Here is a 20,794-nt window from a genome sequence, read left to right on the forward strand (position 1 = left end):
TTATTTATTATCACTATAGGTTCTTGCTGCTTTTACAAAGCTGTTAAACAGTGGATGACCACCGCGTGGCGAGCTGGTAAATTCAGGATGGAACTGTACCGCGACAAACCAAGGATGGGTAGGAATCTCAACCGACTCAACCAAATGCTGTTTGGCCGAATAACCTGATATGCTCATACCTGCTTGCTCTAATGGTTCAATATAACGATTGTTCATCTCATAACGATGGCGATGACGCTCAGTGATATTGGTTGAGCCGTAGATTTGGGCAAGCTTACTACCAGCAACCAGTTCCGCTTGCTGTGCACCTAAACGCATAGTGCCACCAAGATCTGAATCATCACTACGAATCTGCAATTCGCCGCGCTCATCTAACCACTCGGTAATCAGACCAATAATAGGTTCAGCCGCCGTACGATGGAACTCAGAAGAGTTGGCATCGATATGTAGCACATTGCGCGCATACTCAATCACAGCCAGCTGCATACCAAGGCAGATACCAAGATAAGGTACGTTGTTTTCACGCGCATAAGTAATGGCTTTCATTTTGCCATTGGTACCGCGCTCACCGAAGCCGCCCGGTACTAAAATAGCATCAGCATCGTTTAGACGGGCAAATAAAGCATCATCCGTTTCTAACAATTCAGCATCAATATAGTCGATTTTAACGTCGGCTTTATGGGTGATACCAGCGTGTAGCAAGGCTTCATTGATAGACTTATAGGCATCCGGTAATTCAACATATTTACCAACCATCGCTACCGTCACCGTCGCTTCAGGATTCAGCTGTGCTTCAACCACTTTATCCCAATCGCTTAAATCCGCTTCTGGTAAATCAAGACCAAAACGCTCACAGATTAAGTCATCAAGATCCTGCTCATGCAGGGTGCGTGGAATCTGGTAGATACTTTGCGCATCTTCACACATGATAACTGCACGCTCTTCGACGTTGGTAAATAGCGCAATCTTGCGGCGATTGTCTGGTGAGATATGGTGATCAGAGCGGCAAATTAAGACATCAGGCTGCAAACCAATCGAACGCAGCTCTTTTACTGAATGCTGGGTCGGCTTAGTCTTGGTTTCACCAGCACTGGCGATATAAGGTACTAATGTTAAATGCATCAGCATGGCGCGATTGCGACCTAGCTCTACTTGCATTTGGCGCACGGCTTCCATAAAGGGAAGTGACTCGATATCACCGACCGTACCGCCAATCTCGATAATGGCGATGTCATAGCCTTCGCCACTTGCAAGAATTTTGCTTTTGATTTCATCAGTGATATGCGGAATCACCTGTACCGTACCGCCTAAATATTCACCGCGGCGTTCTTTATTCAAAACGTTTTGATAGATACGACCACTGGTGAAGTTGTTGCTCTTACTCATCTTTGAATGGCGCAAAAAACGCTCATAATAGCCCAAATCTAAATCAGTCTCAGCGCCATCTTCGGTGACGAACACTTCGCCGTGCTGGAACGGGCTCATCGTACCTGGATCGACGTTGATATACGGATCCATTTTGGTCATCGTCACTTTTACGCCACGTGCTTCTAGCACGGCAGCAAGGGATGCGGCGGTAATACCTTTTCCTAGTGAGGACACTACCCCACCGGTCACAAATATAAACTTGGTCATAGTACTCTGTCGGTAATTGGTAAAGAAGGATTTTACTAAAAATACGCCACAAAATATAGGGCAAAAGCGCAAACTCTTTAAAACACTCAGTTTTTAACGCTTAATCATCTTAAGTGCGTAATCATCGTAAATACGTAGCTATTATAACCCACTGCAGCTTCAAAAAGGTCACAACAAAAAAACTCACCCCGAAGGATGAGTTTTTTATAATCAGATTCTAATGTTTAGATTAGAATTTGTATTCTAGACCAGTACCAATTACGAATATATCAGCATCGCCATCGATAACAGTGTATTCATTTCTACCTAAACTATCTTCGCCACTCTTATATGCAGCCTTAACGTTTTCAGCGTTATTCACACCAGCGTAAGCATGCATGATCATGTTGTCTTTAAAGAAGTACTTACCACCAACAACGATTTGGTCTGAATCAGCGTTATTCCAACCGTCTAAGTTATCAGTTTTGTTGTACTGTGCATAGATAGAAGCTGGACGAGCAAAGTTAGTTAAAGGCATTGCCGCACTAACAATCAAACCTTTCTCTTTCTTAGTATCGCGAGAGTAATCAAAATCAGCTACTTGATATAAAGCGCCTAGAGTAACAGGAGCTGCCATGAATTTACCTAGATCAACAGTTGCAGTACCACGGATGATATCACCAAGAATATTCTGATCTTTGTCATAAGCAACGCCAGCTGTGAAGCCTGTACCTTGATCAAATAGTGCAGCAACACCAAAGCCAGAATTGTCATTGCGATTCTGATCATCAGAGTTGTACATTGCAGAAATCTCTAATGGCAGACCATCGTATTTTGGCGCAGTCCAAATGATTGAGCTTTTGATACGATTACTATCAGCCATATTCAGTGCTTCAACAGCGCCGTTTTCTAATTTATTTCTACCTAGGTTATCCCAATAGCCGCTGTCAGCAGTGACAACGTTGTTAATTCTGTCTAAAGTAGATTGGTTTTTACCAACGCGGAATTCACCGAACTGTTTGTTTACAACACCAAGATATGTATCGCGGTTAGTGAAACCGTCTCTATCACCATCGATGCTTGTGCCGTATTCCAACTGATAGATCGCATCAGTGTTAGCCGTCATGGCTTCAGAGCCTTTGATACCGATACGTGAAGCATGAGAGTTGATTTCTATTGTATCTTCATCATAATTGTAACCAGGGCCTTCAAACTCAGCATTAACATAGTCAGCTGCTAAAAAAGCTTTACCATATAGAGTTGGGGCTGCATTGGCTGCAGATACAGATAGGGCAGCGATTGCTGTAGCTAAAAGTAGTTTTTTCATGGGGGTATCTCCACTTTACAATTTTAGTAATGAGCGAGCTATTATTAGCCGGTGCCCAAAATGGTATCGTCACAAATCCTCAAAGATATAATGTGTAACTGGCTACCGAGATTAGTCAGAAACAAGTGTGGCGAAGTTCTATTACCGTAAGATGAAAAAAACCATGACTTACATAACTGGGATCGAAATCGTAACTGCCATGTAAACGTTGGTCTTTATCGCTCTGTTGCGTAACATCCGTTACCAAACTCATACTTCGAGTACAAGCATAACAACTTTGACATAATTTGCAACATATTTTTTACGTCTCTAATGACAAAAAATCTTCAAAGCCATGTCCGCTATGAGGTTTAACCTATATTTAATTAGGGACAAAAAAACACCCCTACTCGTCATGGACGAATAGAGGTGTTATTGAGAAATATCAGTAATAAGAATATAAACTATATTTAATATGCTTATTAAAAACAAAACGTTAGCAGGCTACTTATACATAGATAAATAGCCTTAAAGCAAAGCCCGTTAATAATAACTAACGCCGCTAGTTATATTATTTAATTAACAATATGGCTCGATTGTTTTAGCAGTTGGCTTTTAAGTCAAGGCGTGCTTGATGGAGCAATGGCTCAGTGTAGCCACTTGGCTGCTCGCGACCTTTAAACACCAAATCACAAGCCGCTTTAAAGGCATACGAGTTATCGAAGTCATTTGCCATGGTCTGATAGCCATTATCGTCAGCATTTTGCTCATCGACGACTTTTGCCATGCGTTTCATGGTATCCATCACTTGTTGCTCACTGATGACCCCATGATGTAGCCAGTTGGCGATATGCTGGCTTGAGATACGCAATGTCGCACGGTCTTCCATTAGACCCACATCATTAATATCAGGTACTTTAGAGCAACCAACGCCTTGGTTTACCCAGCGTACGACATAACCTAAGATGCCTTGAGCATTATTATCAAGCTCTTGCTGCTTCTCTTCTTCCGTCCAGTTGGTATTTTTTGCCAATGGAATGGTCAAGATGTCATCTAAGCTGGCACGCTCGCGTGATTTTAGCTTGTCTTGCACCTCAGCGACATTCACTTGATGATAATGCATGCTGTGTAAGGTGGCGCCCGTTGGTGATGGTACCCACGCTGTGCTAGCGCCCGCTTGTGGATGCGCGGCTTTGGTTTCCATCATCTCTTTCATCTCATCAGGCTTCGCCCACATGCCTTTACCAATCTGAGCGTGACCTTGTAGACCCGTCTCTAAACCGATATCGACGTTCCACTGCTCATAAGCTGGCTGCCATGCTTCTGACTTCATATCGCCTTTACGTACGAAAGGTCCGGCGTTCATGCTGGTATGCATCTCATCACCAGTACGGTCTAAGAAGCCGGTATTAATAAAGATAACGCGCTCTTTGGCTTGGCGAATCGCTTCTTTTAGGTTGACCGTCATCCGGCGCTCTTCGTCCATAATACCGATTTTAAGGGTATTACGTTCTAAGCCCAATAAGTCTTCTGAGGCATTAAACAAGTCGTTCGCCATTTTGACTTCTTCAGGACCATGCATTTTTGGTTTAACGATATACATCGAACCTTTACGCGAGTTTGATAGCTGGTTGTTACCTTTTAAATCATTTAAAGACAATAGCGGTGTAATCAAACCATCCATCAAGCCTTCAAAAATCTCTTCTTGACCATTACCCAAATCGACTAAGATCGCAGGGTTTTGCATCAAATGCCCAACGTTACGAATTAGCAATAATGAGCGACCTGGTAAGGTAAGGGTGTCGCCATCTGGCGTAGTATATTCGCGGTCTGGGTTTTGTTTACGCGTACGGGTTTTGCCGCCTTTTTCAAAGGTTTCTTGCAAATCGCCATTCATCAAACCAAACCAGTTGCGATAGACTTCCACTTTTTCTTCAGCATCGACCGCAGCGATTGAATCTTCACAATCTTGAATTGCTGTAATGGCTGATTCTAATAGCACGTCTTTAATACTGGCTGGATCGTCTTTACCAACTGGATGGCTGCCATCGATTTGAATTTCAGCGTGTAAGTTATTATTCTTTAATAAGATACCGGTTGGGCTTGCTGCATCACCGACAAAACCTGCAAACTGAGTAGCATCTTTTAGCTCAGTGCTGCTATCACCTTGTAGCACTTCAAGCTTGCCATCGACCACTTTAAAACCAGTGGCATCGTTGTATGAACCTGATGCTAACGCAAAGTTTTCATCCAAGAATTTTTTGGCATACGCCACGACAGCAGCGCCGCGAGTTGGGTTGTAGCCACCTTTTGCTTCTTGACCATTTTCATCGCTGATCACGTCTGTGCCGTACAAAGCATCATACAAGCTGCCCCAACGAGCATTGGTCGCGTTCAATGCATAGCGCGCGTTACGTACGGGTACGACTAACTGCGGTCCTGCGATATGGGCAATCTCGTCATCGACGTTTTGGGTGCTAACTTTGAAATCATCACCTTCTGGTAACAGATAGCCAATTTCTTGTAAAAATGCTTTATAAGTAGGATAGTCAATGTCGCCGTCTTTGGCAGGATTGTCTAGATGCCATTGATCAATCTGGGCTTGGATTTTGTCACGGGTCGCAAGCAGCGCTTTATTACGCGGCGTAAACTCCTTAATGACCTTTTCAAAACCTGACCAATAACTGTCTGAATCCACACCGACTTTCGGCAGCACTTCGTTTTCAATAAAATCGAACATCTGCTTATCGATGGCAAGAATGCCCTTCTGAATACGATTGGCGTTAGAAGACTGGCTCATATTGTTATCCTTATCTGTTCGTGAAGTGTGTTAATCCCGGGTTACTACTATCGCAGTTAAGATCTAAGTTGCTACTATTTAGACCAGCTTTGAGCAAATACTAAGGTGATAAACCTTACTTTTTGCGATAGCATTGATAGTTGATATAATGCTGAGTATCAACTACTCACTAGCAATCAATAGTAAGACAGAATGTCCCAAAAGCAAAATCTCATCCTACTATCAAATAATGAAATAAACAAGGAAACATCATTCAGCAAGTAAATACTTAGGCTGTAGATAAATGATACCCTATAAGACGTATGGCTTTAGATGCTATAAACGCCTTATTTAAGCACAATGATGGAAACGATGGATAAACTGTAAGTAATCATTACCATAGTAATTTATGCTTAACGGTTATCTATTAAGCTAAGGCGTTTAAAAGTATCAAACACGTCAAATGATCCATTATTCCAGATGCTATTAAAGATATTTGCCGCTATATAGTCAGTTCAATATAGAAAAGGCACGTTAAAAATAGCCTGCTGCTGGGATAAGTTTTTCTTGCTTGCTGTGCGCTTCGCACTTTTCGATGCTTCGCAAAATTTATCCCAACAGCCATGTATTCTTTTTAAGTTGAATCGACTATAGCAGACTTATTTATTTTCAGACCTTTTTATCATGATTCAATAAATGCTGTTTTACAACTACTCAATAAAGTCCAATAAAACTATGACTATCAATACACAAAACCTTGCAACTTTAACCCAAGAAAATGGCGCTCAAGAAGAAAATAATCAAGAAGACAGCGTCGATATTGCGCAATTACGAACGCCTATAAAGGTCGATTTATCCCCTATTTATGAGTTTTTGGGTACGCGAACCACACAAGCGTGGGTAAATGCCGCCATTGCTGACTTGCCATTAATCATTCAAGATCATGCCAATTGTGAAAAAAAAGCGGCTGGTACAGCAATGAACTTATTATTTCGCTATGAGTTTTCTTATGATTTACAGCGCAAACTGGCGCAGTTGATACGCGAGGAGATGCTGCATTATGAGCAGGTGCTCGGCATCATGAATGAGCGCGGGCAAGCGTGGCAATATCTAAGTGCCGGACGTTATGCTAAAGGTATGCTGAAACATAAACGTACCTACGAGCCAGCAGCGATGATAGATGTATTGATTATCGGAGCATTTATTGAAGCGCGCTCTTGTGAGCGTTTTGCTGCATTGGCTGAAGTCATCAACGATGAGCGTTTGGCGAAATATTATCGCTACTTACTTAAATCAGAAAGCCGTCATTTTGAAGATTATCTGGCATTGGCGCAGTCATTGTCAGAGGATAATATCGACGAGCGCGTGGCGTTTTTTAAAGCGGTAGAAGCGGAGCTGATATCGAGCCCAGATACTGAGCTGCGTTTTCATAGCGGTGAACCGGCTTAATTATAGAATCTGTGCCATATCTTAATGGCTAGGATTTTAACCATTCTAAAAGGCGGTTTAAAAAGAAAAAGGTGCAATAATTAGCGAAATGAGAATCGGCTAATTATTGCACCTTTTGGCTTTATACTTCTTCACTTCACACTGTCTAAGTGTCTACTTTCTTAGCATACTGTCTAAAACTGTTATTTATCGCTCTCCATTAAAGCGCTGTCGTATTCTTTATGACTTTTTCCGACATGATGCGGATCATGGTCATCCGTTAACCTTGCTGCTTCTGCTGGATTGGCTGTTTGCAATGCATCATCAGCAACAATCCCATTATTGTCATCGGCATCTTTAAGCAGCATATCATCATTTAAATGAGCCGTTTTTAAATTACTCGTTTCCGCATCCCTATCATCTGGCATATTCATGGTAATTCCTTTTCTAACCTTGTTAGCATCACTAGTATATAAAGTAGTATATAAACGGCTATCTAAACGAAAAACAGTGTGCACCTTAACGTCTAGCGCCTCATTACCCTGATACTAAAACCTAAGTCTTAGAAGTCTTTTTCATCAGGATTTAGCACGCGAGTTTGAGCATTATCAATGTTTGCATAACGGTTTAAGTCATTGATACCTGCACTTTTAGCCGCATCACCAACCATCGTATGCTCATTGATACCTTCGTCAAATGCACTGCCCTCTTGGTCACGGCGATCTGGCTGACGTGCAGGATTGTCATTATCGTTGACGTGTTCTGAATTAATCACGCCTTCTTTAAAGGTATCTGTCCCTTTATTTTCAGTAATGCTATTGTCAATTTCAGTATGAGCATTAGGTGTATGATTATTAGTACGATTAACATCAGCGTCGTCTAGACGCGTCTTGGTTAAAGCGGGATCTTTGGTTTGCATATCTTCATTTTGCATCATGGTATCCTTATCATGGGTAATTATTATCATCTTCTGATCATATTAGATTATTGCGATTATCGTTATTATTATTGATCATTGAATTTCTAATACTGCTTACTTATTTGTAAATTAAACAACGGCTTAACGCGATTCATTACCTTTTTTCGATAAATCATAAGCGTTTAAATCCGCGACATTTTTACCGCCTGCTGGCAAGTCCTCTTCTTTACGAGGGTCGGAATATATCTCGTCCGTTTCCTGTGATTCCTGCTGTGGTCCATCGATATTAGGCTCATGTTTACGACCTTCATAACTGTCTTGGGCATTGTCTGGATGTAAGGCTGCTGGATCACGAACGGGTACCGCTTCTTCATGGTTTGGATGGGTATTAGTTGGCATGGCGCGTCCCTCGCATTTATGGTTTAGAGCATTATTTATTTTTTATGCAGTAATAAATATGCTCATTGCTACTAATTTCTTTGTGGTACTGGTTGCTTTTTAGATAAATTAAAATCACTTATCAGTACGCAAATCATCATCAATAAAAGAAGTCTGTTCTTCTTTACTCAATTCTTCCGGCACATCGACTTCTTTATTGTCGGCTAGGTTTTTTTCGATTTGCTGACTATCGGCTTGCTCTGCTGCTTTTTTAATATCTGAGGTATCGTTCTTGGTATTGCTCATGATTCATTCCTATTTTTTATAATTGAGGTATCAGTAATAAAGCCTGTATCAATTATAGGAAGAACTCTCAATCGCTAACCAGTGCACTGCGGTATCAATGTGTGAATAAATGTGAGGTTACCAGACAGTTTGTAACGCATGTGTCATCTTTATACTTATCATCATTCTCAATAGAGATTATTAACACGAAAAAGCCAAGCGTAGGCTAAATCCACGCTTGGCTTTGATTTAGGATATTTTGATTAAGAATGTTAAAGGTCAATACTACCTAGGTTCACCCAAGATAGCAGTAAGCAACGCTAATAAAAGCAGATTAACTAAAAACTGACTATTAAAGCCATTTCGCTAAACTGACTCGCCCACACGGTTGATGACTTTTAACAAATAATCTTGCGCGATATGCGGCAGCTCACCTGCAGTAGGTTCAATCTGCTGCCAAACGCCATTACCGTCAAGTGTCCACGCTTGCACATTGTCTTTCAGGTAGTTTAATAACCCATCTTCATAAATCTGTTTAAAGAGCTTCTTATCCTCAATGGGAAATGCCACCTCGACGCGATGGAATAAATTGCGATCCATCCAATCGGCACTGCCGCAATATAAGCGCTCATCCCCATCGTTATGGAAATAATAAATACGCGTATGCTCCAAAAAACGCCCGATAACAGAACGCACAGTGATATTTTCAGACAACCCTTTTACTTGCGGGCGCAGGCAACACATTGAGCGCAAAATTAGCTCAATTTTAACCCCTGCTTGTGACGCATCATATAATTTATCAATCAGGCGACGTTCGGTCAGCGCATTAACCTTAACCATGATATGAGCGCGCTTGCCTGCTTTCGCATGGGCAATTTCATCATCGATAAAGCTCATTAGCTTTTCATGCAATGTAAAGGGTGCATGCAGGAGCTTTTTCAAATTGGCAGGTTTGCCCATTCCCGTCAGCTCTTGGAAAATTTTATGCACATCTTCTGAGATATCGGGGTCGGCGCTAAATAAACCATAATCGGTATAAACTTTTGCATTAGCCGCGTGATAATTACCAGTGCCTAGATGCACATAACGACGGATTTTATCGTCTTCACGGCGAATGATAAGCATCAGTTTGGCATGAGTCTTGTAGCCAACAATACCGTAAACGACCACCGCGCCAGCTTCTTGCAAATAATTGGCAACCGCGATATTAGACGCTTCATCAAAGCGGGCGCGTAACTCAATCACTGCCGTGACTTCTTTACCATGACGCGCTGCTGCCGCTAGGGCTTTGACGATTTCTGAATTGGTACCTGAACGATATAGCGTTTGCTTAATGGCCAATACTTTTGGGTCGCTTGCCGCTTGCCACAACAGATTGATAATCGGTGAAAAGGCATGAAACGGATGATGAACCAAGACATCGCCTTTACGCATCGCCGCAAACATGCTGGTCGCTTTATCGAGCTTATCGACTTCACGACGAAACGGTTTGGGTACGACATAAGTAAAAGGCTGATAACGTAGTGCTGGAATATTAAAGTCAAACAGCAAGCGCGTTAAGTTCACCGGTCCATTAACGCGGTACAATTGATTGTCATGCAGCTCAAACTCATTGAGCAAATAATCACTAATGGGCGTTGGACAATCGGTGGTGACTTCTAAACGCACCTTGTCACCAAAGCGGCGGTTTTCAAGCTCGCCTTCTAATGCCTTGGCAATATCATCGACGTCGTCTGCCAAGTCCAAATCTGCATTGCGTGTCAATCTAAACTGATGGCAACCCGTGACATTCATCCCAGGGAATAGCTCACCAATATGTTCATGAATCACGGCTGATAGCATCACATGATGCTCTTTACCACCTGTCAGCTCATCAGGCAGACGAATCACGCGCGGCAAGCTGCGCGGCGCTGGCACAATCGCCAAATTGATATCGCGACCAAAGGCATCTTTGCCTTCTAAGGTAGCGATAAAGTTTAAGCTTTTATTCACTAAACGTGGAAATGGATGCGCAGGGTCAATACTGATAGGTGTTAATACTGGTGATACTTGCTCGGTGAAATAGCGCTTCATCCACGCCGATTGCTCGCTATTTAACTCGTCCCGTTTTAGATAACGAATATCTTCTTTGGCAAGTGCTGGCAGGATATCTTCATTTAAAATACGGTATTGCTCAGCGATGGCAGCGTGAGTGATAACGGATATCTCTTCTAATACTTCGCTTGGGCGCATACCGTGGACACTGGTCGATACATCACCCAGATTAAGCTTTTGCATGATACCGGCGACGCGAATCTCAAAGAACTCATCGATGTTAGATGAAAAAATAATTAAGAAAAATAACCGCTCTAATAAAGGATGACGCGAACTTGCTGCCTGCGCTAAAACCCGCAAATGAAACTGTAGTAATGACAAGTCGCGATTGATATAGCTGCTCGGCGAATAGCTGCCATCTTCTGAACGTTGCCAATCAATGTCAGTCAAGCTCTCAGTTAAGCCCTCAGTTAAACTGTTAGTCGCACTATCGGTTAAAATATCAGTCGAGTGTTCATTCACTTCATTGTCACTCACTTCAATAAGGCTTGTGCTTACTTCATTGTCAGTTTTTATACTCATAGCAACACTGTCATTAACTTCATGCTTATTATCTATCTCTGCCATCTTCCCACTCCTTTAGCGTTAACGATACGCCATCATCTTTTATTTTTATACTCAAACACGGTTCAGAAGTTTTTATACTAATTTTTTTAGAGCGGCTAATTTTACATCCTATAACATAGCACAATTAGTCTTACTGCCATTTAAAATCACTAACAGTTTAAGCGAGCAAGCTACGCCGATTGTGGCAAGACGGCATTTTTCATCCGTTTTTTAATGATGCGTTGTTTGTTACGCAAGCGTTTGTCGCTTTGATGACTTTCATAGTATTTCGGATTGGTCAGCATGGCGATGAGTAAAGCAGATTCGTCACGGTTTAGGTTGGCAGCTGACTTATCAAAATAATGATGGGCGGCGGCATCGATACCGTAAATGCCATTGCCAAACTCCGCCACATTGAGATAAGCGGTCAAAATGCGCTGCTTATCCCACAAAGTTTCTATCATTACAGTGATAATCGCTTCCTCAGCTTTACGGCTATAAGAGCGATGCGAAGTGAGAAACAAGTTTTTAGCCAATTGCTGGGTGATCGTTGAGCCGCCCGCTGACATTTTTCCAGTTTCTTCGTTCTTTTTCTGTGCCGCCTTAATGCCTTTCATATCAAAGCCATTATGCTGGCTAAACGTCGAATCCTCACTGACAATCGCCGCTTGTTTGGCAGATTTGGCAATGGCGTCATACTCAGCCCACGTCTGGGTGACCGTGCCGCCCGTTAAACGATGGGTCAGCATAAACATACTGTTATTAATCGGCTGGGTTTTCCAAATCAACAGTAACCCTGCGACCAATATATGGAATGCCACGACCAACAACATGAATGCCAATAATAAACGTTTGATAAATTTGCCAAAACTTGTCATGCGTGCGATATCCGAGTGGTGAAAAAATAGTCATATAAAAAGCGGCCATCTATAAATGGCGCGCTATAAACGGCAAGCTATCAATAAGATGCTAATAATGCGCAATGATAAATAGCAGGTCATCTTACCTAATCTCACAATCGCTGTCATTATTTACCCCATTTCTTTATCATGTAAATAGTGTTAAATGACATGAATGACTTTGCTTAAATTACGGAAGATAAATACTTAGCATTAGACATTATAAACAGACGTTAGAAGCAAATATCTTAAAAGGTAGCAACTATCAAAAATAGAAATCAGTATAAGAGTAAAAATATGGATAATGATAATGGCAATTATAATACGATACCAACACTACGGGCACGTATGATTGCCGCCAACCCCAACCTTGGTACGGCTGAAAATCAGGATCAATGGTGGCTACTCGGCACATCTGGCTGTCATCTTTGTGACGTCGCTGAGCAGTTGCTCACCCAATTTCAAACGGTGCAGCCGATAAGCTATCAGTATGTTGATATTGCCGATTTTGATGAGGCGCTTATGATGGAGTTTGCTACCACGATTCCTGTGATATTGACGCCATCAAAACGCTTGAATTATCCGTTTTCAGTGTTGGATTTGCAGCAATTATTAGTAGCGTCATAAAGCACTTTTTATAAAGTGGTCTTTATAAAGCAGCCAGCATAAGAGCGCTATTATAAAACAATCATAATAATGAGAAACCTATGAAAGATTTAAAAAAAATAACGGAAATTGAGGATTTGCGCCGTGTTGCCGAGCGTAAAGTACCACGCATGTTTTATGATTATGTCGATTCGGGCTCATGGACTGAGACCACTTATCGCAACAATGAAACCGACTTTGACCGTATTAAATTGCGCCAAAGGGTTCTGGTCAATATGGAAGGGCGCTCGCTTGCCACTGATATGTTGGGCTCAAAAGTCAAAATGCCCGTTGCTATCGCACCAACTGGCTTTACCGGTATGATGTGGGCCGATGGCGAGATTCACGCTGCACGGGCAGCGGAGAAATTTGGCGTGCCCTTTTCGCTTTCGACCATGAGTATCTGCTCTATCGAAGATGTGGCAGAAAATACCAGTGCGCCGTTTTGGTTTCAGCTATATGTGATGCGCGACCAAGAGTTTATGGCAAACCTGATTCGCCGTGCTAAGGCGGCCAATTGTTCCGCGCTTATCTTAACCGCGGATTTACAAGTGCTCGGACAGCGCCATAAAGATATCAAAAACGGTCTATCAGCGCCGCCAAAGCCTACCCTTGGCAATATATTAAACCTCATGACCAAGCCGCAATGGTGCATGAATATGCTCGGCACCAAACGTCATAGCTTTGGCAATATTGTCGGTCATGCCAAAAACGTCGAGGATATATCATCGCTCTCGGCATGGACGGCTGAACAGTTTGACCCGGCGCTGAGCTGGGATGATGTCGCGCGCATTAAAGATATGTGGGGCGGCAAGCTGATTATAAAAGGTATCATGGAACCTGAAGACGCCATCTTGGCTGCCCGTAGCGGTGCCGATGCGTTAGTCGTCTCAAACCATGGCGGCCGTCAGCTTGATGGGGCGCTGTCTTCCATTGCCGCGCTTGCTGATATCGTGCAAGCGGTACGAGCGGAAAATAGTAATATTGAGATTTGGCTCGATAGTGGTATTCGCTCCGGTCAAGATGTGCTCAAAGCGTTGGCTGTAGGCGCCAATGGTACAATGATTGGTCGCGCGTTTTTATATGGGCTTGGCGCTTACGGCGAAGATGGCGTGCGCCGTGCGCTAGAGCTCATTTATAACGAGTGTGATATCAGCATGGCGTTTTGCGGTCATACCGATATCAATCAAGTAACGGATGACATTTTGGTCAAAGGCACTTATGAGAATCTTAAAACTCATGCTTATTAAAAAGCTAGTCCTTATTAAAAAACCCAACTTTATTAAATATTGATATATTCAGTTCGATGTAAAAAGGATATGCTCAAAATAGCGTCCCGCTAGAATAAATTTTCCTTGCTTGCTGTGTGCTCCGCACTCCAGAGGCTTCGAAAAATTTATTATAGCAACCCTATATCGTTTTGAAGTTGAATCGACTATAACCCACTTATGGGTGACACGCCCTAACCCTAGCCTTTATACTCTACTCATCACTTTTTATTGATAGTTTGCGTTTATGACCATTCAACAATTATTAAAAACCGCGCCCGTCACCACTTTGCTATTAGTCAGCTTTATCGGGCTATTTATCATGCAGGTGCTGAGCGGCGTCGATGCCAATAATCCATCGACTGAAGCATTGCTGAAATGGGGTGCCAATGCCTTGCCTTATACCATGGACAGTGAACCATGGCGCTTGGCAAGTAGTGCCTTTTTGCATATCGGTCTGATGCATTTATTGTTTAATGGTTTTGCCATGTATTTCTTTGGGCAAATCGCCGAGCCGATGTTTGGTTCAGCGAAGTTTTTGGCGTTATTTTTACTCGCCGCAATCGGTGGCAACCTACTGAACAACCATATTACGTGGCAAGGCATCTTAGATGGCACTGGACAACCGGGCATATCTGCGGGCGCGTCTGGCGGTATCATGGGTATCGGTGCCGCGCTATTGATAGCCGCACTGTTTAAAATATCAGTCAATGGTATGGTGCTCAATCTGAAAAGCCTAATCATTATTATGGGCATCAATTTGGTATATGGCTTTGCCGTACCGGGTATTGATAATGCCGGTCATATTGGCGGCGCGGTCACGGGATTGGTGATTGCATTGGCGTTTGCCATTGCCTACCGTCAGCGGTTGGCTGCTACGCTACAGAATGTACCTAGCGCAGCTCAAGACATTTATCAAACGACGTATATCAATTCTCCAGCAAGTAGCAACACGGACTTTTCTGCCCCTACTTCTACCCACGCTCCTCGCTTTGATAATGAGGGTAATTTTGATAATAACAGCAGTTTTAATCATGACTCTGCTGTAAACTTACCTATAAATGTGAATGCTAATCACGCAAGCCTTAATCACAGCAAAATTAACGAACAACAAACAGCGACCAAATCGACGCTTATTTGGCAATTGCTACCGTGGCTGGTCATGCTGCTGATCAGTATTGGTTTTATATGGTGGTGGCAAGATATTCATCAGCAAATATTACAAGTGCTAGCAGCCATTGAGTAAAATGCCAGACTTATTTATTATTCTATTTATCGACTCTGTTTTTACCATTTATCCCACCCACTTATGAGAGCAAATCATGTTTAAATCATCAGCGCTATCGAAACCGTTGACGCGCACTGTCCTTAGCGCATTGACCGCCACTGCCCTATTTAGTGTCGCCAGCATCTCTAATGCCGCACTGTTTAAAAACAACTTACCGACTGATAAAGATGCCATTTTAAGCGTCGGCGTCAACGTCATGGCAGTCAAGTCAGCTTATGATTTGGAAGACAGCACCGACATAAAAGTATTGCCGGGTGTGTTTTATGATAACAACAGAATCTATGCACGCGGTGCGCAAGCGGGTGCTTATATCATCAATGATGGCACCAATCAGCTAGCCGCTTATGCTCAGCTCGATGGCAGTGAATTCGATCCTGATGATGCGACTGGCGCGCTGCAAGGTCTGGATAAACGTAAGGCTTCAGCCGCTGCCGGTCTATCGTATCTACGTCGTACGCCTGTGGGCGGTTTCCGCCTGCAAGTCGCGACTGACGTTTTAGATAATAGTGGCGGCAATACGGCGCGCTTGACCTACCTTGCCAAAATCACTAAAGACAAGCTGACGGTCTATCCAAGCATTGGCTTTGAATATCATGATGCTGACTACAATAACTATTATTATGGCGTTAGTGCGCAAGAGTTTGCAAATACAGGCGTCACTGCTTATGAGTCAAATAATAGCTTAAACCCTTATATCAATATCAGTGCCAACTATGATTTCAATGAGCGCTGGGCAGGATTTGCCAATCAAAGCTTAAGCTATCTGCCAAATGAGCAATACGATAGCCCGATGGTTGACTCGCGTACGGATGCAACAACGACGCTAGGACTTTTGTATAAGTTTTAGCATTTTGAAAGTGTGATAAGAAAAGCCGAGCATTTTGCTTGGCTTTTTTATTGTGTTAATTCGTTGATATGAGACACTAGCCTATCATATAAATTCCAGATTTGATTTTATATACAGGATTGCACCATTATGCTCCACGCTACTCTCTGGGTGATTGGAGCACTCACCTCATTTTGTTTAATGGCCATTGGTGCTCGTGAGCTAAATAGTCAAATTGGTATTTTTCAGATTTTATTCTTCCGAAGTATCGTAGGCTTGCTAGTATTATTGCCAATAATGTTTTTATCAAAAAAGAGCAACTCTTTATTACCCAAGCGTATTAAATTACACTTAGTGAGAAACTTATTTCATTTCGCGGGACAATATGGCTGGTTCTTAGGCATAGGACTACTGCCATTAGCGACCGTTTTTGCTATTGAATTTACCGTGCCCCTTTGGACGATAATCATCTCGTATTTCTTCTTAAAAGAGTCTATAACTGTAAGAAAGGTTATTGCCGTATTACTAGGCATTCTAGGCGTAATAGTCATCGTACAGCCAAGCTTAGAGGTAGCCCGTTATGGGTCATTAATGGTTTTGGGTGCGGCTATTTGCTATGCCTTTTCCCATGTGGCCACAAAATCGTTATCCAATACTGAAAACCCAATCAGCATCATTTTTATGATGTGTTTAATACAAGCCCCTCTGGGACTACTTTTATTTATAGAAGGGTGGACAACGCCAGCAGGTATTCAGTGGCTATGGCTCGTCATTATAGGTGTCACGGCGCTATCGGCACATTATTGTATGACTAAAGCCATGCAACATGCAGAGGTCACATTCGTGGTCACTATGGATATGTTCAGATTACCGCTCATCTCACTCATTGGCGTACTCTTATATGCTGAGCACTTTAGCGTGGCTTTGATACTTGGTATGCTGCTAATAGTCGCTGGTAATTCGGTAAATATCTATGGTAAGGAAAATAGGCCTTGAAATCCTGTAGACCAGCTTCATATATATAGTAGGCAAGATACACTGTAAACTATCAAACATGAGGAGACTGTTATGAGTCAGTTAATCACACGCAATTCTATCTTTGACAACTTCTTTGATGATATGGCACCTAGCTTTTTGATGCGTCCCCTACATGGTGATGCACTACCTAGCGCCAACCAAATCAAGATTGATGTCAACGAAAAAGACAATAAGTTTTACGTCAATGCTGAGATTCCTGGCGTCGCTAAAGAAGACATTGATTTATCCATTACTGGAGATATTGTCTCTATTAGCGCAGAAATCGAACAAAAAGACGAGCAAAAAGAAGGCAATAAGATACTACGCAGTGAGCGTTACTTTGGCTCAGTCTCACGTAGCTTCCAGTTGCCAGATAAGGTAAAAGTCGATGAGGCAGAAGCGTCATATGAAAATGGCGTATTGCAGTTGGTACTGCCAAAAGAGACCGGCTCAGATCGTAAGAAGCTTGAAATTAAATAATAACTAACAAGTTTCGATAATAAGCTAAATAAATTGCTTAAATAGCTAAGGGCACATGAGTTTATCATGTGCCCTTTTTTTGCTTACCCTATCATATTTGGCTTAAGCGTATTTAATAGGCTCAATATCATCCAAGAACTGAAGATTATCAGTCTCAACCAAACGCAGCTCATAAGTAGATTGCAGATTTAGCCAAAACTGAGCGCTACCACCAAAATACTTGGCTAAACGCAGGGCAGTATCTGCTGTAATGCTACGCTTCTCACGTATGATTTCATTGATACGTGCAGGTGTGACAGCAAGCTTTATCGCCAATGCATTGGCGCTCATATCGAGCGGTTAAAGAAAGTCTTCTCGTAGTACTTCACCCGGATGAATAAGACACATACCGTTCTTATTCATAGTGTGCTCTCTTCGATATTTTTAATAACATTTTTCATAGAATCAATGATAATCCACGATTTCTACGTTAGTAGCGCCTTGTTCTATCCAAGTAAAGCACAATCGCCATTGCCCATTGATACGAATACTGTGCTGACCTTCTCTGTCACCACGCAAAGCTTCTAATCGGTTGCCGGATGGAGCTTTTAAGTCTTCAAGCATAGTTGCACTATTTAGCAGTAGTAATTTACGCTCTGCAACGTTTTTAATGGCAGACCAAAAAAAAGACCTTGCCGCGTTATGCGACAAGGTCTTTTTTTATAAATTAGCCCTTAACTTGCTACAAACTAGCCTTTAAGCTTTTTGATAGAGGCAACATTACAGCCTTTATAAAGGATTTCACTCTTAGCATTTTGGATATTAGCAGACGATTTATGATAGTTATTTAAACGCAGTGCGCCAGTCATAATACTAAAGTTTTCTTCATCACCAAACACGGTATCAACCATGTCAGAACGACCTAAGTTAATGGGTAAAAATCTTTTTTTGCCATTCAGATTGGCTTCTGCAAAGGTCGGTAGGTTTTGCTTGTTAAAACCATAAGTGACGCTAACTTTCTTGTTGTTTTGGCAAGTATAGTTGACCTGTCTGTGTTTAACAGCGCTATCATAACTCTCGCTTGGCTCCATCACTTGGTCCGAGTAGGCCATGGCAGAACCAGAACCCAACATTGCCATCAAAATACCAGCTGATGATAAAGCGGCAGTTAACTTTTTCATAAATTACCTCAATGATATAAGTAGAATGGTCATAGATAAGAAAAATTATGGACGTTAGCGGCGAACTATTTTTAGTTGGTCTGATTGTTCGCTCTTATTGTCTTTGTCGTGATTTAGAACTGTTATTCACGAGTTCTTATCTATGCGCTCATTATAAGCAAAATTTTTGTTGATGCTGTTATAACTATTGGTTTGCTTGTTGTCTGAGCGTAAGACATTGTTTCTCTCGATGTATGTGCTTCAATTGATAGATAAAAAAAAGACCCTGCGCATCCGTTTATAAAGGATGACAAGGTCTTTTTAAATAACTTACTTCTTAGTGGAACAAATATGACACTGCTACAAGGAATACGGGCGCAAATGGTACCTGTCGTACATTAAGCGAGTCTGACACCGTAGCAGGTCGTTATTTATTTTACGAATTAAGAAGGATGCACCATATCAGCAGGTGTTACCCACTCATCAAACTGCGCTTCAGTTAACAGCTCTAACTCAACGGCAACTTGCTTCAAAGTTTTGTTTTCTTTATAAGCAGTCTTGGCGATTTTTGCTGCGTTTTCATAACCAACATGACGGTTCAATGCGGTGACTAGCATTAACGAGTTATGTAAGAAATCATCGATTTTGTCTTTGACTGGCTCGATACCAACGGCACAATTTTCGTTAAAGCTGTTGCACGCATCACCCAATAGCTTGATAGATTGCAATAGGTTAAAGGCAATCACTGGCTTATAAACGTTAAGCTCAAAGTTACCTGACGCGCCAGCCATGCTGATCGTAACGTCGTTACCCATGACTTGAGCGACAACCATGGTCATTGCTTCTGATTGGGTTGGGTTTACTTTACCCGGCATGATAGATGAGCCTGGCTCATTTTCAGGAATTGTCAACTCGCCTAGACCACAGCGAGGACCTGATGCCAACCAACGTACGTCGTTAGCGATTTTATTTAAGCTACCTGCTAGCGTTTTTAATGCGCCAGAAGCAAATACTTCAGCATCACGAGCCGCTAGTGCTTCAAATTTATTTGGTGAGGTGACAAACGGCAGACCAGTCAAGGTTGATAACTGTTCAGCTGCTTTTACCGCATAATCAGGGTGAGCGTTTAAACCCGTACCAACCGCCGTGCCGCCTAGTGGCAATTCATATAGACCTTGTAGCGCGTTATCAATACGCGTCAATGAATGGTCAAGTTGGCTCACATAACCGCTGAATTCTTGACCTAGGGTCAAAGGTGTGGCGTCTTGCAGATGCGTACGACCAATTTTAACGATGCTATCAAATTCTTTGGCTTTGGCGTCTAGTGTATCGCGCAATGCTTTTACGGCTGGAATTAATAAACCATTTATTTCACGAGCAGCAGCAACGCGAATCGCGGTTGGGAAGCTGTCATTAGTAGACTGTGCATGGTTGACATGGTCATTTGGATGAATCGGCGTGTAGCTGCCGCGCTCATTACCAGCAATCTCATTAGCACGGTTGGCCAATACTTCGTTCATGTTCATGTTTGACTGCGTACCAGAACCAGTCTGCCATACAACCAATGGGAACTGATCCGTTAGACCACCGTTGATGACTTCGTCAGCAGCTTGGACGATTAAGTCGCGCTTATCGCCTTCGATACGCTCAAGGCTCGCATTGGTAATCGCAGCGGCTTTTTTCACTAGCGCCATTGCTTCAATCATCGGACGTGGCAAGGTCTCGCCACCGATTTTAAAGTTCTCGCGGCTACGCTGAGTTTGCGCGCCCCAATAAGCGTCAGCTGGGACTTCCACGTTGCCCATGGTATCTTTTTCGGTACGAGTTGCCTGATTCTGTGTCGACATAACTACCCTCTTTGATGGTTTGTTGTATAGCTGCTT

General features: G+C 42.5%; 20 protein-coding genes. 7 read left to right on the plus strand and 13 right to left on the minus strand.

The features are described from left to right. The 3 genes from JMX94_RS03040 to JMX94_RS03050 form a co-directional block, all read right to left on the minus strand. Positions 1-1,635 carry a CTP synthase gene (locus tag JMX94_RS03040; protein WP_201563085.1) on the minus strand — a complete coding sequence of 545 codons (1,635 nt, stop codon included), beginning with the start codon at positions 1,633-1,635 and terminating at the stop codon, positions 1-3. Positions 1,636-1,864: 229 nt separating this feature from the next. After that, positions 1,865-2,941: a porin gene (locus tag JMX94_RS03045; protein ID WP_201563087.1), complete on the minus strand. Its 1,077-nt coding sequence runs from the start codon at positions 2,939-2,941 to the stop codon at positions 1,865-1,867. A gap of 580 nt (positions 2,942-3,521) precedes the next feature. After that, a complete protein-coding gene (locus JMX94_RS03050; RefSeq protein ID WP_201563089.1) occupies positions 3,522-5,720 on the minus strand; it encodes a malate synthase G in 2,199 nt (732 codons plus the stop codon). A gap of 714 nt (positions 5,721-6,434) precedes the next feature. On the opposite strand from JMX94_RS03050, the gene JMX94_RS03055 reads away from it, so the two are divergent. Then, complete coding sequence (locus JMX94_RS03055) at positions 6,435-7,148, plus strand: tRNA-(ms[2]io[6]A)-hydroxylase (RefSeq protein WP_201563091.1); 714 nt, start codon at positions 6,435-6,437, stop codon at positions 7,146-7,148. A 182-nt stretch (positions 7,149-7,330) separates the two neighbouring features. Here the strand turns inward: JMX94_RS03055 and JMX94_RS03060 are convergent, their stop codons facing one another. From JMX94_RS03060 to mtgA, 6 genes are all read right to left on the minus strand, one after another. After that, complete coding sequence (locus JMX94_RS03060; RefSeq protein ID WP_201563093.1) at positions 7,331-7,561, minus strand: hypothetical protein; 231 nt, start codon at positions 7,559-7,561, stop codon at positions 7,331-7,333. 128 nt (positions 7,562-7,689) lie between these two features. Further along, entirely contained in the window at positions 7,690-8,094 is a 405-nt protein-coding gene (locus JMX94_RS03065; RefSeq protein WP_227673488.1) for a hypothetical protein, read from the minus strand. A gap of 93 nt (positions 8,095-8,187) precedes the next feature. Next, the gene (locus tag JMX94_RS03070; protein ID WP_201563095.1) at positions 8,188-8,445 is read right to left on the minus strand and encodes a hypothetical protein; all 258 of its coding nucleotides are present in this window, start codon (positions 8,443-8,445) and stop codon (positions 8,188-8,190) included. A gap of 114 nt (positions 8,446-8,559) precedes the next feature. Next, positions 8,560-8,730, minus strand: a complete 171-nt coding sequence (locus JMX94_RS03075) for a hypothetical protein (RefSeq protein ID WP_201563097.1) — start codon at positions 8,728-8,730, stop codon at positions 8,560-8,562. 345 nt (positions 8,731-9,075) lie between these two features. Beyond that, positions 9,076-11,370, minus strand: a complete 2,295-nt coding sequence (gene ppk1, locus JMX94_RS03080) for a polyphosphate kinase 1 (RefSeq protein ID WP_201563099.1) — start codon at positions 11,368-11,370, stop codon at positions 9,076-9,078. A gap of 170 nt (positions 11,371-11,540) precedes the next feature. Beyond that, complete coding sequence (gene mtgA, locus JMX94_RS03085; RefSeq protein ID WP_201563101.1) at positions 11,541-12,227, minus strand: monofunctional biosynthetic peptidoglycan transglycosylase; 687 nt, start codon at positions 12,225-12,227, stop codon at positions 11,541-11,543. 318 nt (positions 12,228-12,545) lie between these two features. Here mtgA and JMX94_RS03090 point away from each other — a divergent pair, with 318 nt between their 5' ends. From JMX94_RS03090 to JMX94_RS03115, 6 genes are all read left to right on the plus strand, one after another. Continuing rightward, positions 12,546-12,875, plus strand: coding sequence for a glutaredoxin family protein (locus tag JMX94_RS03090; RefSeq protein WP_201563103.1), 330 nt, complete (start codon positions 12,546-12,548; stop codon positions 12,873-12,875). 80 nt (positions 12,876-12,955) lie between these two features. Further along, entirely contained in the window at positions 12,956-14,143 is a 1,188-nt protein-coding gene (locus tag JMX94_RS03095; RefSeq protein ID WP_201563105.1) for an alpha-hydroxy acid oxidase, read from the plus strand. Positions 14,144-14,408: 265 nt separating this feature from the next. After that, positions 14,409-15,407 carry a rhomboid family intramembrane serine protease gene (locus JMX94_RS03100; protein WP_201563107.1) on the plus strand — a complete coding sequence of 333 codons (999 nt, stop codon included), beginning with the start codon at positions 14,409-14,411 and terminating at the stop codon, positions 15,405-15,407. 76 nt (positions 15,408-15,483) lie between these two features. Then, positions 15,484-16,296, plus strand: coding sequence for a MipA/OmpV family protein (locus tag JMX94_RS03105; protein WP_201563109.1), 813 nt, complete (start codon positions 15,484-15,486; stop codon positions 16,294-16,296). Between the two features lie 129 nt (positions 16,297-16,425). Beyond that, positions 16,426-17,271, plus strand: a complete 846-nt coding sequence (locus tag JMX94_RS03110; RefSeq protein ID WP_201563111.1) for a DMT family transporter — start codon at positions 16,426-16,428, stop codon at positions 17,269-17,271. Between the two features lie 72 nt (positions 17,272-17,343). After that, the gene (locus JMX94_RS03115) at positions 17,344-17,772 is read left to right on the plus strand and encodes an Hsp20/alpha crystallin family protein (protein WP_201563113.1); all 429 of its coding nucleotides are present in this window, start codon (positions 17,344-17,346) and stop codon (positions 17,770-17,772) included. Between the two features lie 102 nt (positions 17,773-17,874). On the opposite strand, the gene JMX94_RS03120 is transcribed toward JMX94_RS03115, so the two are convergent. The 4 genes from JMX94_RS03120 to fumC form a co-directional block, all read right to left on the minus strand. Beyond that, positions 17,875-18,102 (minus strand): HigA family addiction module antitoxin, encoded by a 228-nt coding sequence (locus tag JMX94_RS03120; protein WP_201563115.1) that lies wholly within the window; start codon positions 18,100-18,102, stop codon positions 17,875-17,877. 114 nt (positions 18,103-18,216) lie between these two features. Further along, on the minus strand, positions 18,217-18,462 hold the full coding sequence (locus JMX94_RS03125; protein WP_201563117.1) for a type II toxin-antitoxin system RelE/ParE family toxin: 246 nt from the start codon (positions 18,460-18,462) through the stop codon (positions 18,217-18,219). 38 nt (positions 18,463-18,500) lie between these two features. After that, positions 18,501-18,932, minus strand: a complete 432-nt coding sequence (locus JMX94_RS03130) for an adhesin (RefSeq protein WP_201563119.1) — start codon at positions 18,930-18,932, stop codon at positions 18,501-18,503. 422 nt (positions 18,933-19,354) lie between these two features. Then, positions 19,355-20,758, minus strand: a complete 1,404-nt coding sequence (fumC, locus tag JMX94_RS03135) for a class II fumarate hydratase (protein WP_201563121.1) — start codon at positions 20,756-20,758, stop codon at positions 19,355-19,357. Positions 20,759-20,794: the final 36 nt, after the last annotated feature.

The sequence above is a fragment of the Psychrobacter sp. CMS30 genome (genome assembly GCF_904846565.1).
GTDB classification, from domain to species: Bacteria; Pseudomonadota; Gammaproteobacteria; order Pseudomonadales; family Moraxellaceae; genus Psychrobacter; species Psychrobacter maritimus.

Bases quoted from the DNA above. Each gene is read 5' to 3' on its own strand.
- JMX94_RS03110 (WP_201563111.1), top strand. From the start codon at position 16,426: ATGCTCCACGCTACTCTCTGGGTGATTGGAGCACTCACCTCATTTTGT.
- JMX94_RS03075 (WP_201563097.1), bottom strand. From the start codon at position 8,730: ATGAGCAATACCAAGAACGATACCTCAGATATTAAAAAAGCAGCAGAG.
- JMX94_RS03105 (WP_201563109.1), top strand. From the start codon at position 15,484: ATGTTTAAATCATCAGCGCTATCGAAACCGTTGACGCGCACTGTCCTT.
- JMX94_RS03090 (WP_201563103.1), top strand. From the start codon at position 12,546: ATGGATAATGATAATGGCAATTATAATACGATACCAACACTACGGGCA.
- ppk1 (WP_201563099.1), bottom strand. From the start codon at position 11,370: ATGGCAGAGATAGATAATAAGCATGAAGTTAATGACAGTGTTGCTATG.
- JMX94_RS03115 (WP_201563113.1), top strand. From the start codon at position 17,344: ATGAGTCAGTTAATCACACGCAATTCTATCTTTGACAACTTCTTTGAT.
- JMX94_RS03120 (WP_201563115.1), bottom strand. From the start codon at position 18,102: ATGAGCGCCAATGCATTGGCGATAAAGCTTGCTGTCACACCTGCACGT.
- fumC (WP_201563121.1), bottom strand. From the start codon at position 20,758: ATGTCGACACAGAATCAGGCAACTCGTACCGAAAAAGATACCATGGGC.
- JMX94_RS03065 (WP_227673488.1), bottom strand. From the start codon at position 8,094: ATGATAATAATTACCCATGATAAGGATACCATGATGCAAAATGAAGAT.
- JMX94_RS03070 (WP_201563095.1), bottom strand. From the start codon at position 8,445: ATGCCAACTAATACCCATCCAAACCATGAAGAAGCGGTACCCGTTCGT.
- JMX94_RS03040 (WP_201563085.1), bottom strand. From the start codon at position 1,635: ATGACCAAGTTTATATTTGTGACCGGTGGGGTAGTGTCCTCACTAGGA.
- JMX94_RS03050 (WP_201563089.1), bottom strand. From the start codon at position 5,720: ATGAGCCAGTCTTCTAACGCCAATCGTATTCAGAAGGGCATTCTTGCC.
- JMX94_RS03095 (WP_201563105.1), top strand. From the start codon at position 12,956: ATGAAAGATTTAAAAAAAATAACGGAAATTGAGGATTTGCGCCGTGTT.
- JMX94_RS03130 (WP_201563119.1), bottom strand. From the start codon at position 18,932: ATGAAAAAGTTAACTGCCGCTTTATCATCAGCTGGTATTTTGATGGCA.
- mtgA (WP_201563101.1), bottom strand. From the start codon at position 12,227: ATGACAAGTTTTGGCAAATTTATCAAACGTTTATTATTGGCATTCATG.
- JMX94_RS03100 (WP_201563107.1), top strand. From the start codon at position 14,409: ATGACCATTCAACAATTATTAAAAACCGCGCCCGTCACCACTTTGCTA.
- JMX94_RS03045 (WP_201563087.1), bottom strand. From the start codon at position 2,941: ATGAAAAAACTACTTTTAGCTACAGCAATCGCTGCCCTATCTGTATCT.
- JMX94_RS03060 (WP_201563093.1), bottom strand. From the start codon at position 7,561: ATGAATATGCCAGATGATAGGGATGCGGAAACGAGTAATTTAAAAACG.
- JMX94_RS03055 (WP_201563091.1), top strand. From the start codon at position 6,435: ATGACTATCAATACACAAAACCTTGCAACTTTAACCCAAGAAAATGGC.